Source organism: Dehalobacter sp. MCB1 (assembly GCF_003590275.1).
Lineage (GTDB): Bacteria > Bacillota > Desulfitobacteriia > Desulfitobacteriales > Syntrophobotulaceae > Dehalobacter.
Window position 1 is genome coordinate 136821 of sequence record NZ_LXPC01000008.1, and the last position, 14013, is coordinate 150833.

General features: G+C 45.2%; 15 protein-coding genes. 13 read left to right on the plus strand and 2 right to left on the minus strand.

Annotation, left to right across the window (positions count from 1 at the left end):
- Positions 1-2: 2 nt before the first annotated feature.
- The 4 genes from A7K50_RS05000 to recN all read left to right on the plus strand — a co-directional run bounded on the left by A7K50_RS05000 (position 3) and on the right by recN (position 3611).
- Positions 3-821 (plus strand): NAD(+)/NADH kinase, encoded by an 819-nt coding sequence (locus tag A7K50_RS05000; RefSeq protein WP_119774870.1) that lies wholly within the window; start codon positions 3-5, stop codon positions 819-821.
- Positions 822-825: 4 nt separating this feature from the next.
- Positions 826-1422: a class I SAM-dependent methyltransferase gene (locus A7K50_RS05005; protein ID WP_119774944.1), complete on the plus strand. Its 597-nt coding sequence runs from the start codon at positions 826-828 to the stop codon at positions 1420-1422.
- Complete coding sequence (gene argR, locus A7K50_RS05010; protein WP_119774871.1) at positions 1419-1868, plus strand: arginine repressor; 450 nt, start codon at positions 1419-1421, stop codon at positions 1866-1868. Before A7K50_RS05005 ends, argR begins: the two co-directional genes overlap by 4 nt.
- Before the next feature lie 72 nt (positions 1869-1940).
- On the plus strand, positions 1941-3611 hold the full coding sequence (recN, locus tag A7K50_RS05015) for a DNA repair protein RecN (RefSeq protein WP_119774872.1): 1671 nt from the start codon (positions 1941-1943) through the stop codon (positions 3609-3611).
- Between the two features lie 86 nt (positions 3612-3697).
- Here recN and A7K50_RS05020 read toward each other — a convergent pair whose 3' ends face one another.
- Positions 3698-4717: a lysylphosphatidylglycerol synthase transmembrane domain-containing protein gene (locus A7K50_RS05020; RefSeq protein ID WP_119774873.1), complete on the minus strand. Its 1020-nt coding sequence runs from the start codon at positions 4715-4717 to the stop codon at positions 3698-3700.
- Positions 4718-4951: 234 nt separating this feature from the next.
- On the opposite strand from A7K50_RS05020, the gene spoIVB reads away from it, so the two are divergent.
- Together spoIVB and spo0A are read left to right on the plus strand one after the other, a co-directional pair.
- On the plus strand, positions 4952-6115 hold the full coding sequence (spoIVB, locus tag A7K50_RS05025; protein ID WP_119774874.1) for a SpoIVB peptidase: 1164 nt from the start codon (positions 4952-4954) through the stop codon (positions 6113-6115).
- A gap of 113 nt (positions 6116-6228) precedes the next feature.
- Entirely contained in the window at positions 6229-7041 is an 813-nt protein-coding gene (spo0A, locus tag A7K50_RS05030; protein ID WP_026156311.1) for a sporulation transcription factor Spo0A, read from the plus strand.
- Positions 7042-7201: 160 nt separating this feature from the next.
- Here spo0A and A7K50_RS05035 read toward each other — a convergent pair whose 3' ends face one another.
- Positions 7202-7768 (minus strand): hypothetical protein, encoded by a 567-nt coding sequence (locus tag A7K50_RS05035; protein WP_119774875.1) that lies wholly within the window; start codon positions 7766-7768, stop codon positions 7202-7204.
- A gap of 141 nt (positions 7769-7909) precedes the next feature.
- On the opposite strand from A7K50_RS05035, the gene A7K50_RS05040 reads away from it, so the two are divergent.
- From A7K50_RS05040 to A7K50_RS05065, 7 genes are all read left to right on the plus strand, one after another.
- Positions 7910-8434 carry an NUDIX hydrolase gene (locus A7K50_RS05040; RefSeq protein ID WP_020491626.1) on the plus strand — a complete coding sequence of 175 codons (525 nt, stop codon included), beginning with the start codon at positions 7910-7912 and terminating at the stop codon, positions 8432-8434.
- Between the two features lie 126 nt (positions 8435-8560).
- Entirely contained in the window at positions 8561-9160 is a 600-nt protein-coding gene (gene spoIIM / locus A7K50_RS05045) for a stage II sporulation protein M (protein WP_026156310.1), read from the plus strand.
- Between the two features lie 99 nt (positions 9161-9259).
- A complete protein-coding gene (gene xerD, locus A7K50_RS05050; RefSeq protein WP_119774876.1) occupies positions 9260-10231 on the plus strand; it encodes a site-specific tyrosine recombinase XerD in 972 nt (323 codons plus the stop codon).
- Positions 10200-11384, plus strand: a complete 1185-nt coding sequence (locus tag A7K50_RS05055) for a phosphopentomutase (protein WP_119774877.1) — start codon at positions 10200-10202, stop codon at positions 11382-11384. Before xerD ends, A7K50_RS05055 begins: the two co-directional genes overlap by 32 nt.
- On the plus strand, positions 11377-12210 hold the full coding sequence (locus A7K50_RS05060; protein ID WP_119774878.1) for a purine-nucleoside phosphorylase: 834 nt from the start codon (positions 11377-11379) through the stop codon (positions 12208-12210). The genes A7K50_RS05055 and A7K50_RS05060 overlap by 8 nt, the downstream gene beginning before the upstream one ends.
- Positions 12211-12538: 328 nt before the next feature.
- The gene (locus A7K50_RS14450; RefSeq protein WP_282433201.1) at positions 12539-12661 is read left to right on the plus strand and encodes a hypothetical protein; all 123 of its coding nucleotides are present in this window, start codon (positions 12539-12541) and stop codon (positions 12659-12661) included.
- Between the two features lie 47 nt (positions 12662-12708).
- Complete coding sequence (locus tag A7K50_RS05065) at positions 12709-14010, plus strand: pyrimidine-nucleoside phosphorylase (RefSeq protein ID WP_119774879.1); 1302 nt, start codon at positions 12709-12711, stop codon at positions 14008-14010.
- Positions 14011-14013 lie beyond the last annotated feature (3 nt).

Here is a 14013-nt window from a genome sequence, read left to right on the forward strand (position 1 = left end):
GGATGGGAAACAAGGTAGGGATATGGATTAACCATTCTAAAATTACGAAAGAGAGCATCACCCCTCAGTTGATCAATTGGTTCAACAGTCAGGGATGGGAAACTGTACCGGAATGGGACCAGGAGATTACGGAAGATGTTGACTTTGTACTTTCCCTTGGCGGAGACGGCACAGTCTTGAAAGCTGCCAGAGAAGCCGCCCGGTTCAACATCCCGGTTCTTGGCGTGAATTACGGCCGGCTTGGTTTTTTATGCGAGGTTGAACGCGGCGAAATCTATTCTGCCTTAAAAAAGGTGCTGCGTAATGAATATACGGTCGATGAGAGACTCATGATGATTACTTCATATTTCAAAGACGGTCAAAAACAGCAGGATATGGTTCTGAATGATGTTGTTTTTATCCGGGACAGTGAAGAGACGCTGATAACACTTCAGGTCAAGCTTTCCGGTGAACCGATTGCGAGTCCGCCTTCGGACGGCTTGATTATTGCAACCCCGACAGGTTCGACCGCCTATTCACTTTCAGCCGGCGGACCTGTTGTGAGCCCAGATGTTCAGGCCATGCTGGTCACGCCGCTGGCTGCCCATGCGCTTTCGTCCCGGCCCATGGTCGTATCAAATAAAGAAAAAATAGATATCAGTCTGACCAGAGGCAATAAATGCCGGGTGACCGTCGACGGGAAGTATCTGACGACCATGAATTCCGGGGATACGGTCCGGATCGAAACGGCTCCGATCAAAGCAAGATTTATCCGGCTTGGAGGAAGGAGTTTCCCGAAGGTTGTCCGGGAGAAACTCCGGGACCGCTGGCATGAATCATGAGGGCATGAACGGTGTCTTTAATCCGAAGGGGATCGGAAATACGCAGACAATGTTAAAAATGTATCTGCAGCAGCTTATCCAGCACGGAGATCAGGTGATTGATGCTACGGCAGGACGCGGCAAGGACACCCTTTTTCTGGCGGAATGCGTGGGTCCTGAAGGCCGGGTGTTTGCGTTTGATATTCAGGAAGAAGCGATTCAATCAACCCGGGAACTGCTCACAGCGCATAAGATGCTCGACAGGGTTGCCTTATTTCGGGAGAGTCACACAGAGATTGGACGCCTTGTTCCGCAAGGAATCAGAGCTGTCGTTTTCAATCTTGGATATTTGCCCGGGAGCAATCAGGCAATGATTACCGAGCCGGAGACAACACTTCGGGCGGTAAATGATACCTTGAAGCTGCTAGTTGCCAAAGGGGTCATTGTATGCACTGTATATCGGGGACACAGCCACAGTCTGGAAGAAGCAAATGCACTGAATGCCTATGCTGCAGAACTTTCTAAGAAGGATTTTCATGTCCTCCAGGGAATTTATCTAAATCAAGGTGAGACATCTCCATACTGGTTAATAATTCAGAAGAATAGAGGCGATCATTTATGAAAAGCCGTCGTCAGAAAAAAATCCAGGAACTGATTACCAATGAATCGGTTAAAACGCAGGAAGAACTAGCGCAGAGGCTGTTCGAAGAGGGCTTTAATGTCACACAGGCCACCGTTTCGCGGGATATCAAGGAGATGGGTCTGGTCAAGATATCCGGTTCAGACGATGAATACCGTTATGCCATTCAGGCTGAAGCACATCCTCCCGGGTATCAGGAAAGATTGAAACGAATGTTCAAGGAAGTTGTGATCTCGTTCGACAGCAGCGAAAATATTATTGTAATCAGAACCATACCGGGGAATGCCCAGGCGATGGCGTTGCTGCTTGACAATATTGGATGGAAAGAAGTCATTGGCACGGTGGCCGGGGATGATACCATCTTTCTTCTGATTAAACCGAAAGAACAAACAGAAATTATTCTGGAGAGACTAGCCGAACTGAGCTGAACTGAACTGAACTGAACTGAACCGTGTCTTTAAATTTTCCATTGACTGAGTATGGCAAAGAGGAGGAGACCTATGCTCGTAGAACTTCGCATCAAAGATTTTGCACTGATGGAAGATGTCCATTTGGTTTTTGATAAAGGCTTGTCTGTTTTTACAGGAGAGACAGGAGCCGGGAAATCCATGCTGGTCGATGCGCTGGGTTTGCTTCTGGGTGGAAGAGCCAGTAATGAACTTTTGCGGCATGGCAAGGACAAAGCGTGTGTAGAAGGGATTTTTTCTAATCTGCCGCTGAAGCTGACTGAAATGTTACAGGACGAAGGATATCCTCTTGAAGATGACATGCTGTTTCTGTATCGAGAAATCAATGACTCCGGCCGAAATGTCTGTCGTGTTCAGGGCAGAACAGTTCCGTTATCACTGTATCGGACATTCTGTGAAGGACTCGTAGACATTCACGATCAGATGGAGCACCAGTCTTTGCTACTGGCGGAAACCCAAAGGGAACTCTTAGACAGTTTCGGTGGGGGGGAACATTTAAAATTGCTGAATCAGGTTAGGAAAGCAGCCGTCAATTACCGGAATACCCTGTCTAGAGAAAGAGAACTCCTGCGCTCAGAGCGGGACAGGGAGAAAAGAGAAGAAATATTGCGTTACCAGATTGAAGAAATTGATCGGATTGCACCGGTTTCCGGGGAAGAGGAATCTCTGGAACAGGAGAGAAAGTTTCTACTGAATGCCGAGAAAATCGTCAGCCTTGTCAATGAAGCCTATGATGAACTCTATGCTGGAACCAAAGAAGTCTCTGAGTCTGCTTTTGATCTAATGGGATCCGCCACAGAAAAAATAGGGGAACTCTCAGCACTTGATCCTGAGATTGAGCAGCTGCATAAGAACATTGAAGAGATCTATTTCAGTCTCGAAGATTATGTGACCAAGCTACGGTCCTATAAAGACGGGCTGGATTTTGAACCAGGAAGGCTTGACGAAATTGAAGCCCGCCTGGTTGATCTCGGGAAGCTCAGAAAATATGCGTATACGATTGAAGCTGTTCTGGAAAGACGGGCTGAAATGGAAGAAGAGCTTGAAGAAATAGCCCATCTTCAGGATGAAAAGGAAAATATCCGGCGCGAAAAGAAAGAGATGCTGACAGCCTATAACAATCTGGCGGAGGAACTCAGCCTGAATCGCGGGATCCAGGCTCAACGAATTGAAAAGGGTCTGGCAGACGAATTGCTCGATCTGGGGCTAAGCGAGGCCAGAATCGAAATCATATTCTCGCCCGTTACCGAACCATCGCCCGAAGGTGCGGAACAGATCGAATTTTATTTTTCCGCGAATGTCGGAGAACCTCCCAAGCCTTTGGCCAAAGTAGCTTCTGGAGGAGAAATGGCCAGGATCATGCTGGCTTTCAAAAGCTTATTATCGAAAGTGGAAACCGTGGATACGTTTGTTTTCGATGAAGTGGACAGTGGGGTAGGCGGCAGAACGATCATGAAGGTCGCTGAAAAGCTTGAAAAAATAGCGGGTAACAGACAAGTACTCTGCATTACACACTCGGCGCCGATCGCTGCATTCGCCGACAGCCATTTTGGTATTAATAAAATCGTTGTGGAAGACAGGACGCTGACCAAGGTTAATCGGCTCGATGAAAGTGAAAGAGTCCAGGAAATGGCCCGGATGCTTGGCGGCGAAAGCGTCGCGCTAAGCCTTGCGGAGGAATTATGGCAGCAGGCCCAAAAATAAGATAAAAATAAAATGTAATAATAAAAGTACCTTGTTATTCCGCATGCAAAAGCGACAACAGGGTACTTTTTAAATATGAGCTTCATTTACAACCTCTTTAAGCTTTGTTTATACAGGTAATCGATCAGTACGACCATTCCGCTCACGAATAAATTTAAATAATAGACGATGAACCTCCAGAGCATGATCGCATAGATCATAACGCTGGAAGGAAAGACTAGCCCGAATATCAGGTAAAATCCTCCCTCGGATGCTCCTGCATTTCCAGGCGTCGGAATATAATTAATCGCCATGTAATGCAAAGACTGCACAGCAAGAATATCAAGCAGAGAAGCATCTCTTAAACCAAAAGATAGATAGACAAAATAGGTTACGCAAAAGTACACGATGACTTGGATCAACGTATAGAGACAAGTTAGGAGCAGAGCTTTGCGGTCTCTCAGGAACAAACGTAGAGAACTTCTGTATTCCTCAATATGCCTGGAAAAGATTTGATCATCAATATTCCTGGCCAGTTTAATTTTATGAAGCAGTCTTAAGATCAGAAGACAGACCTTTTTCACAATCGAACTGTTGTAACAGAGCAAAAGCATAGCCAGCGTCGATATGATATTGATTATAAAACCTATAGCAATGAAGGTTTTGCTGACCGTACCCTGCTCAAAGATAAAATCATACTTAAAAATAGCCATAATCAAGGCGAATGCAGTCACAATAATATGATAAACCGCAAATTTATTGATCGTAACTGATGTAGCCAGTCCCAGCGGAATTTTATAGTCATTTTTCATCGTATAGACCTGCGCAACAGGCTGTCCCCCGCCAGAAAAAGGAGTAATGGAACCGTAATACTGTCCGATCAGCGCTATTTTCATATACTGCCAAAAACGGATACCTTGATTGGAGATCTCAATAATCACTTTAATAATTAACGCATCAAAAAACCAAAAAAGGACCATACAGACAAATGCCAGGAATAACAGTCCTCCATCAGTTATGGCGATCAGATGGGGAATAATACTGAATTTCGAACTGGAAGTCAAAATCCCTATGGTCACTGCAATGAGCAGGGCTGTAAAAAAATAATTTACAAAAATTTTTTTCATTGTTTGTTTCCTTTTGTAACCATTATAAAGCCTATTATAACCTAACAAATGACAAGAGTGCTAGCTTTTGTCATTTTCTTATTTCGCCATAAATTTAAGAAATCCTAGAAAACATTTCACAGGATGAAACCTTTTTATAAGGGAAATCTAATATTACAATAAAAATTTTATTGTAGTATTCGCTGCAGGAGAAAAATACGTGAGGAGGGTGAAAAACTGAAGGGAAAAAACGGTTTGAATAGAAAACTAACCCGGATAATTTTCCGAATAGGAATTCTCCTCGTTTTTGCCCTTAGTATTCAACAAATTGCAGGATTCTATCAGAAAACAGAAACTAGTCGTTTCTACCCGGTAACCAATTACCTGGATTTTTTTTCAGCAGGCAAAGAAGTCACTAAAGTACGGCCATCTGTTGTTCCAGGCGGACAATCCATTGGCGTGACTTTGCAGACCAAAGGAGTCTTGGTTGTAGGATATGCTCCGATCACGAACAAGGAAGGCAAACAGTCTTATCCGGCAAAGGATTCTGGAATAGAAATCGGGGACATCATTTTTAAAATTAATGGTATTACAGCAATAAATGATTTTCAGGTAGCGCAGGAAATCAATAAAAAGTGTAAAGAAAACAAAACAATTGTGCTTGAGATCAAACACAAAGGAAAAGTTCTGGAAAAAAAGATTCAACCGGTATTCTGCTCAGAAACCCAAAGATATCGGATAGGGCTGTTTATTCGGGATGAGGCTGCAGGAGTGGGAACTCTGACGTTTAGTGAACCCAATACAAAAATATTTGGGGCTTTGGGACACGTAATTACGGATATTGATACCAATGATCAAATTGAATTAAGTGATGGCAAAATCGTCGAATCCACAATCTACTCCATTGAAAAAGGTCAAAAAGGAGATCCCGGAGAAAAGATCGGCACATTTATGGTTCAGTCAAACTTTTCCGGTAAAATTACCAAGAATTCAGCCAGCGGGATATTTGGTATTTATGAAGGTGAACTCCGAAATCCGTATTTCAGTACAATTGTTCCTATAGCCTGGAAATCTGAGGTTGAGGTTGGGCCGGCAAAAATCTATACGGTTTTAAAAGACAATACCATCGAAGAATTTGACATTAAAATAGAAAAAATTATGCAGTATCGGACAGACAACAAAAACATGATTATAAGGATCACCGACCCTGAATTGCTCGAAAAAACCGGCGGGATCGTTCAAGGTATGAGCGGCAGCCCAATTATCCAAAATGGCAAAATTGTTGGCGCCGTTACGCATGTATTTGTCAATGATTCAACCCGGGGATACGGAATATTTATTGAGAAGATGATAGACGAATCAGGTATAACGAGTAAAGCTGCAGCCGCCCGCAAGGGCGGTTCTTCTTTGACAAAATAATGCCGAATAAATATTTTTCCCATTGGACCAGAAGGAATTGGTAAATTCTTGTCGAAAGGTAACTGGATTGAATTTATACGTTTTTTGGTGATCTTTGGAAGCTGGAGGATAGTTTGATGGAAGAGATAAAAGTTTTGTTGGCTGACGATAACCGCGATTTTATTGAAGTATTAAAGGAATATATAAGCAATCAAGAGGATATGGTTCTTTCGGGTGTAGCTTATAACGGAAACGACGCACTGGATATGATCAAAAAAGAGGAACCGGATGTGGTAGTTCTGGATATTATTATGCCTCATCTTGACGGATTAGGCGTCATGGAAAAATTGATAAACACGATCAAAAGGCCTAGGGTGATTATTTTAACTTCTTTTGGTCAGGAAAATATGACACATCGAGCGGTTCAACTGGGGGCTGACTATTACATATTAAAACCATTTGATTTGGACACGTTAGGGAAAAGAATACGGCAGCTGGTCGGGGTTTATGAAGCCGCCCCTTCTTTTAATAATACTTCAAATGCTATGATATCTCCGAATATCAGCAGTGTTATTCAGGTTAACGTCAAAAATTCCAAAATGATTGAAGTTGAAGTTACCAAGATGATCCAACAGATGGGAGTACCCGCGCATGTCAAGGGATATCAGTATCTGAGAGACGCTATTGTCTCCGTGATCAAAGATGTTTCTCTGCTTGGCGCCGTGACCAAAGAATTGTATCCGATGATTGCCAAAAATTATGGTACGACTCCCAGCAGAGTGGAAAGGGCAATCCGCCATGCGATTGAACTAGCCTGGGACAGAGGAAATATTGAGTTTATGAACAAATTTTTTGGCTATACGATTAATGTTGACCGCGGGAAACCGACGAACTCGGAATTTATCGCGATGGTCGCAGATAAATTGAGAATTGCTGATAAGTTATAAGATAGAAATTTTGGCGATTTTAGCCAATTTTAAACTAACTGAGTAGAGAACACCTTCTCCTTTGTTTTCAAATAAATGAGAAGGTGTTAATTTATTACAATGCTTATTTAGGCTGTAGGAAGCTTGATATCGAGAAAGAAATTGCTTTTGCCATGGTTGACTAGGTTTGGCCAAGGTATTGAATGATCTGAGCCTTATCTTCTCTGGACGCATGATAAATTGGCTGAAGCTGACCGTTAGATATACCGGCCCATCGTAAATAGATAATTTGTTCGTATTGTGTTTCAAATACCGGATCAAAATATTTTAGATTTAAAATAATATAATACTGACTAACCTGTCCGGCGTCAATTTCTTGGGATTGCATATCGATGTTGACAACGAGATCCACAGTGGAATCAGGAGAAACATAATTGGCGAGGGAGAGCTGATCAACCCGGAGCGGTTCTGCATTTAAATCACTATCTACAAAAATGGTCTGGCAATGGAGTGAAGCTGCCGGATGCGTACCGACGTTGGTGAAATGAAAGCTGAATGCCACATCTTTTTTATTAAGAATCTTCACAGAAGGAGATTGTGTAAAGGTAAGGTAAGGTTTGACGGATCCCCGTTCTTCCTTCCAGGCTGACAGGGAAATATAGACGGTAATCATGGAGGTAACAGCAAATATAAAGGTTGTTATCGTTACCAGCAGCTGATAGGTGTTATGGTGAGATTCAGCCGGCATATTTACGCCTCCCAGACCAAATAGATAGGATATAATGTATCATAGTATGGAAGAAGGCAATAATATGCCAGCATCCGGTCCAAAATCCATTAATCAGGATAACTGATTTCATCTAATATTTTAGAACACAGGAGGTTCTTCATGGATAATAATGACCTGACAGAAAAATGTATTGCTGAACAGAGGGTATATTCCGGAAAGTTCATCAGTGTCAATCGGGATACAGTTGAACTCCCGAATGGAAAAACGTCCATTCGGGAAATTGTTAGGCATTCCGGTGCTGTAGCCATCGTGCCTGAACACGAAGGCAAGATCATAATGGTTCGCCAGTACCGCTATGCGCTGGCCAAGGAAACGCTGGAAATTCCAGCCGGGAAAATGGACCCGGGTGAAGACCCGGAAACTTGCGCCTTAAGAGAATTAAGGGAGGAAACAGGTTATCAAGGAGAACTAAACTATCTTGGCTCTTTTTATACATCACCGGGTTTTACCGATGAAATGATCCATATCTACCGGGCACAGCATCTGAGCTGGTCCCCTCTGGACTGTGATGACGATGAGTTTTTGAATGTCGTAGCTGTTCCAAGGGAACAGGCTCTGCAAATGGCAGGGAGCAGCGGATTCTTTGATGCCAAAACTGCCATTGGCCTGCTACTGGCGCTATAAACGAATAAAGATATTTTCAAAAATTTCCTCAGCGTTTTTACATGCATTTTAGCGTTGACAAGGTACTAGTCTTCTGCCTTCCTGAATATGATTTTCTTGAGGACAAGTCTTCAGGGAGGTAGAATGATGAAGAAAATGCTGTACGATCATATCAATCAGTACTGGGTTATCTATCTGACGCTCTGCTGCGTATTTTTAGCCGGAGGTGTTTTCGGAGCAGTTGGGGTCAGTTCATTGGGAATAGAAAAAGCGGAAGAACTAACCGGTTTCTTCAACAGCCTGCTCGGAGAACAACCAACTGCCATAGATACGTCATTCCTTCAGCAGCTAGCCAGGGATAACTTTATTATGATGGCGGGGATATGGATCCTTGGCTTGACGGTGATTGGAACTCCACTGGTATACCTGATCGTCTTTACGAGAGGATTTATCTTAGGTTTTACGGTTGTGTTTATTATTCAACTGAAAAAAATGATGGGTTTGGGCTTGGTCCTGTTTACGATTCTATTCCCATCGCTTCTGGCGGTTCCGTGTCTTCTGCTCGGAGCCGGTCTTGCGACTGTTTTCTCGCTTCTCCTGCTGCAGGGAAGGATGCGGGGTGATTTTCTAAAGAATAACTTTCTCCACTACTGTGGCATGGCCTTATTGATCTCCATCGCGGCTTTAGCCACAGGGTTACTACAAGGATATTTTACCATACTGGGAGCGCGCCTTTTCGGCTTATAGACAGGGGACAGCCTTATTTTTTAATTAATGTGAAACGATAATCCCTAAAGAAAAGGATAATTCCTCCTTGCGTAGAAATGAACTGCAGGGGGATATTTTATGTCTAAAGATAGCAAATTAAGGGATGATCTGTTAGAAGATTATCTGTACCATCTACGTGTTGAAAGAGGGCTTTCCGCAAATACCTGTTCCAATTACTGCAGGGATCTTTATAAATTTGTACTTTTTGTTCACGAAAATGACAGGACAGTTTTGCAGTGTAGTACTTCAGACCTGATCACTTTCATTCTGGACGAAAAGAAGCAGGGGAAATCTGCAAGAACACTGGCTAGGTATACGGCAGCTTTAAGAGGATTTTACGGATATTTGCTTCAGGAAGACAAAAGAAATGACGATCCAACGGTCTTTCTGCCGGCCCCGAAACTCGAACAAAAGCTGCCCCGCGTCTTGTCGGAGATCAATCTGACCAGGGCAATTGACCAGAATGATAATCAAAATGATCTCAGCAGTAGAGACCGGGCGATTGTCGAGGTTCTCTATGGGAGCGGGCTCAGGGTCTCAGAGCTGATTGGACTCAGCCTGAACGATATTTCCTATCATTTGGGATATATTCGCTGCCGGGGTAAAGGGAATAAAGAAAGAATCGTTCCTTTGGGTGAGCCCGGCATCCTTATCTTAAAGGCATACATTGATTCCACAAGGCAAACGCTGCTCACCCGCAACCCGAAACCAACAGCAGAAGCCAGGAATATCCTTTTTCTCAATTCACGCGGTAGACCGCTGACACGTCAGGGAGTCTGGCTGATTTTAAAAAAATGGGCGGCGGAAAATAATTTGAGTTCAGATATTTATCCGCATTTATTAAGACACAGTTTTGCAACACATTTGCTTGATAATGGTGCTGATTTGCGTTCGGTTCAAGAAATGCTTGGGCATGCCGATATATCGACCACTCAGATCTATACCCATTTAACGAAAAAACGCCTGTTGGATGTTTTCCGCAAATCACACCCGCGGGCTAAAAAAGGAGGAAATACAGATGGCTCGGGCGATATTGATCGTAATGGATAGCGTTGGCATCGGAGCAATGCCGGATGCAGCCCAATATGGCGATGAAGGAAGCAATACGCTGGCGAATATATCCAAGCAGGCAGGCGGATTGAAAATCCCGAATCTTCAGCGTATGGGTCTTGGCAATGCACGCGAAATTCCTTTTGTTTCTCCCCAAAACAATCCTTCCGCAAATTACGGGTTCATGGCTGAAAGATCAAAAGGCAAGGATACAATCACCGGCCATTGGGAAATGACCGGGATCATTCTGGATCAGGCTTTTCCAACTTTTCCGTCCGGCTTTCCTGATGATTTTATCAGAAGGTTTGAAGAACGAATCGGCCGGCTGACTTTAGGCAATGAGGTGGCATCCGGCACGGAAATTATGCAGCGCCTCGGGGCAGAGCATGTCAGGACTGGACAACCGATTGTTTATACCTCTGCCGATTCAGTATTCCAGATTGCAGCGCATGAGGAGGTTATTCCATTAAATGAGCTGATGGAGATATGCAGAATTGCCCGGGAAATGCTGCAGGGTGACTTACGGGTTGCCCGTGTCATTGCACGCCCTTTCATCGGCGAAACAGGCAATTACCAAAGAACACCAAACAGGCATGATTTTGCTGTGGATCCTCCGGAAAAAACACTGCTGGACAGGATTGTTGAAGCCGGGCAGAAAGTATTGGCAGTCGGCAAAATTAACGATATCTTTAATGGCAAAGGAATCAGTGAGCATGTCAGCTCTCATGGAAATGACGATGGAATCGCCAAGACCATCGAATATCTGCGGCGGGACGACGCAGGCTTAATTTTTACAAATCTTGTTGATTTTGATATGGTTTATGGACACCGCAATAATGTCAGGGGTTATGCCGAGGCCCTTGAGGCCTTTGATGCCAGAATTCCAGAAATAACTAGCATTCTTAAACAGGATGATATCCTATTTATTACGGCCGACCATGGCTGTGATCCGACGACAGTAAGCACAGATCATTCCCGGGAATACGTTCCGCTGCTTGTATACGGGCCGAAGCTGAAGCAGGGAGTGAATCTCGGACAGAGAGCCTGCTTTGCAGATCTTGGAGTGACCATTGCCGAATATTTGGGGGTACAGTCGATTGAAATCGGGACCAGTTTTTATACAGAATTGAAAGGAGAAAATCAGCATGATTAATGAACAAGTCATGACGATATGGCTGAATGATGCCCGTAATTTTCTGCTCAAGAAAATCTCATACATTCCTGAAATAGGCATTATTTTAGGTTCAGGTCTTGGCAAGCTGGCTGAACTTGTGGAAGATGCTGTCGTTATTCCGTACAGCGGAATCCCTCATTTTCCTGTGTCTACTGTTACAGGGCATTCCGGCAAGCTGATCGTCGGAACATTGGGAGACAGAAAGGTCATGGTTCTCCAGGGACGTTTCCATTATTACGAAGGTTATGAGATGCATGAAGTGACTTTCCCGGTCCGTCTGATGCAAACGATCGGGATGAAAGGTTTGGTCGTGACCAATGCCGCTGGAGGAATCAATTCGGATTACCGCCCCGGGGATCTGATCGTGATCAAAGACCATATCAACCTGATGGGAAGCAGTCCGCTGCGAGGAGCGAATCTCAGCAATCTTGGACCGCGTTTCCCGGATCTCAGTGAAGCCTATGACGGCAAATGGAGAGAGCTGGCACTATCCCTGATGAAGGAGTACGGCTTGAATCCCTGGCAGGGAGTCTATGCGGCGCTCAGCGGACCGAGCTATGAGACGCCTTCAGAGATTCGTTATTTAAGAACGATTGGAGCCGACCTTGTCGGAATGTCCACTGTACCGGAAGTCATTGTTGCGAATCATGGCGGGATGAAAGTGCTTGGCATCTCGTGTGTGACCAACATGGCCGCCGGAATATTAAAGCAAAAGCTTGACCATCAGGAGGTATTGGCGACGGCGGACCGGATTGAGGAGACGTTTCTGCGGTACATGAGGCAATTAATCGCGCTGCTGGACTGATGCATGCATTATAGGCATGATTTCATACCTGAAACCTCTTGAGATCGGTCTCAGTTTCCAATTTGCTTTAGGGTATGGTTCTATATGGAATTTCTCTTCGGGTAGGCCTGCGTGCCACAGCACCGCTCCTCGGCAGATAGCGCCCTCCTGGCGCTAACGGCCGCGCTGCGCAATCCTTGCTCCGCTTTTCGCGGAGCCGTGGCACGCAGACTGATCTGAGGGTTTTATTCAGCGCAGATAATCCAGATGATTGTTGAAAATACAGTTGTTCCAGTGATAACCTCAATTCTTGCAACAATGCCATAATAAAATGATTCTGCATCATGACATGCACAATAGACTTAAACTTATTATCAGTCTGGGTGTCACAACTCCGCGAGAAGCGGAGCACGATGCGGAGCGCGGCTATTTGCGCCACGGAGGGCGCAATAGCCGAAGAGCGGTGCTGTGACACACAGACCAGCCCCAAATAAATAGTAATAAGGCGGCATAAATACGATGAGAATGGTTGAGCTGATTGAAAAGAAGAAAAACGGCTATCCGCTTACGCGGGAGGAGATCAGGTTTATCGTTCAGGGTTATGTTCAAGGAAACATCCCAGACTATCAGGTCTCGGCGTGGACGATGGCGGTCTATTTTAAGGGGATGACCGTTCAGGAAACAGCGGAGCTGACCATGGCGATGGCGGAGAGCGGAGATCAGCTTAAACTGTCCCTTCCGGGGAAAGTATTTGTCGATAAGCACAGTTCCGGAGGCGTTGGGGATAAGACAACGCTGGTTGTTGCCCCGCTGGTAGCCGCTTGCGGCGTTCCGGTTGCCAAGATGTCCGGTAGAGGCCTCGGGCACACTGGGGGAACCATTGACAAACTCTCCGCTATTCCGGGATTCCGGGTCGAATTAGGAGAACAGGAGTTCCTTGAGCAGGTAGGCAGGATTGGCTTAGCGGTCGTCGCCCAAACCGGTAGCATGGTTCCAGCAGATAAAAAACTTTATGCTTTACGGGATGTTACGGCAACGGTCGATTCGATTCCGATGATTGCTTCTTCCATCATGAGCAAAAAGATTGCCGCCGGCGCCCAGGGGATTGTGCTGGATGTAAAATACGGCTCAGGCGCTTTTATGGCGACGTTGGAAGAAGCTAAAACACTGGCGGATATCATGGTTGGGATCGGCAAAAATCTGGGCAGGGATATGGCGGCGGTCCTGAGCAGGATGGACCAGCCGCTCGGGAGGGCCGTCGGCAACAGTCTTGAAGTTCTTGAGGCCATTGACTGTCTGCAGGGCAAAGGACCTGATGATTTAATGGAAGTGTGTCTGGAACTGGCAAGCTGGATGCTTGTGCTCGGGAAGAAAGCTGCTACAATCACGGAAGCTGGAGAGATCCTGAAAGATACACTGCAGAGCGGCAGGGCCTGGGAGAAGTTTTTGGCGTTTGTTCAAGCCCAGGGAGGCGATACGGCCGTGCTGCATGCCAAAAACCTGCCCCTGGCTTCAGAAAAAATTGTTTATAAAGCCGAAAGAGCAGGTTATATTCAACATATTGATGCCCGGAAGATTGGGCTTCTGGCCATGGCTCTCGGGGCCGGCCGGGAAACGAAAGACAGTGCAATCGACCTTGGCGCAGGTGTTTATCTGTTGAAAAAGGCCGGTGACGCAGTGCAAGCCGGTGAACCATTATGCATGCTGTATACTTCTTCTGCCGAAAAAAGTTCGCTTGGATTGGCAAAGGCTGCAGCGGCGATTACAATTGACGAAGAAAAGCCGCTGCTTAAACCGACGGTTTCGACAGTGATCCGCTAAAAA

Bases quoted from the DNA above. Each gene is read 5' to 3' on its own strand.
- A7K50_RS05035 (WP_119774875.1), bottom strand. From the start codon at position 7,768: ATGCCGGCTGAATCTCACCATAACACCTATCAGCTGCTGGTAACGATA.
- A7K50_RS05055 (WP_119774877.1), top strand. From the start codon at position 10,200: ATGGCTCGGGCGATATTGATCGTAATGGATAGCGTTGGCATCGGAGCA.
- spoIIM (WP_026156310.1), top strand. From the start codon at position 8,561: ATGAAGAAAATGCTGTACGATCATATCAATCAGTACTGGGTTATCTAT.
- recN (WP_119774872.1), top strand. From the start codon at position 1,941: ATGCTCGTAGAACTTCGCATCAAAGATTTTGCACTGATGGAAGATGTC.
- A7K50_RS05060 (WP_119774878.1), top strand. From the start codon at position 11,377: ATGATTAATGAACAAGTCATGACGATATGGCTGAATGATGCCCGTAAT.
- A7K50_RS14450 (WP_282433201.1), top strand. From the start codon at position 12,539: ATGCACAATAGACTTAAACTTATTATCAGTCTGGGTGTCACAACTCCG.
- argR (WP_119774871.1), top strand. From the start codon at position 1,419: ATGAAAAGCCGTCGTCAGAAAAAAATCCAGGAACTGATTACCAATGAA.
- xerD (WP_119774876.1), top strand. From the start codon at position 9,260: ATGTCTAAAGATAGCAAATTAAGGGATGATCTGTTAGAAGATTATCTG.
- A7K50_RS05040 (WP_020491626.1), top strand. From the start codon at position 7,910: ATGGATAATAATGACCTGACAGAAAAATGTATTGCTGAACAGAGGGTA.
- A7K50_RS05005 (WP_119774944.1), top strand. From the start codon at position 826: ATGAACGGTGTCTTTAATCCGAAGGGGATCGGAAATACGCAGACAATG.
- A7K50_RS05020 (WP_119774873.1), bottom strand. From the start codon at position 4,717: ATGAAAAAAATTTTTGTAAATTATTTTTTTACAGCCCTGCTCATTGCA.
- A7K50_RS05000 (WP_119774870.1), top strand. From the start codon at position 3: ATGGGAAACAAGGTAGGGATATGGATTAACCATTCTAAAATTACGAAA.
- A7K50_RS05065 (WP_119774879.1), top strand. From the start codon at position 12,709: ATGAGAATGGTTGAGCTGATTGAAAAGAAGAAAAACGGCTATCCGCTT.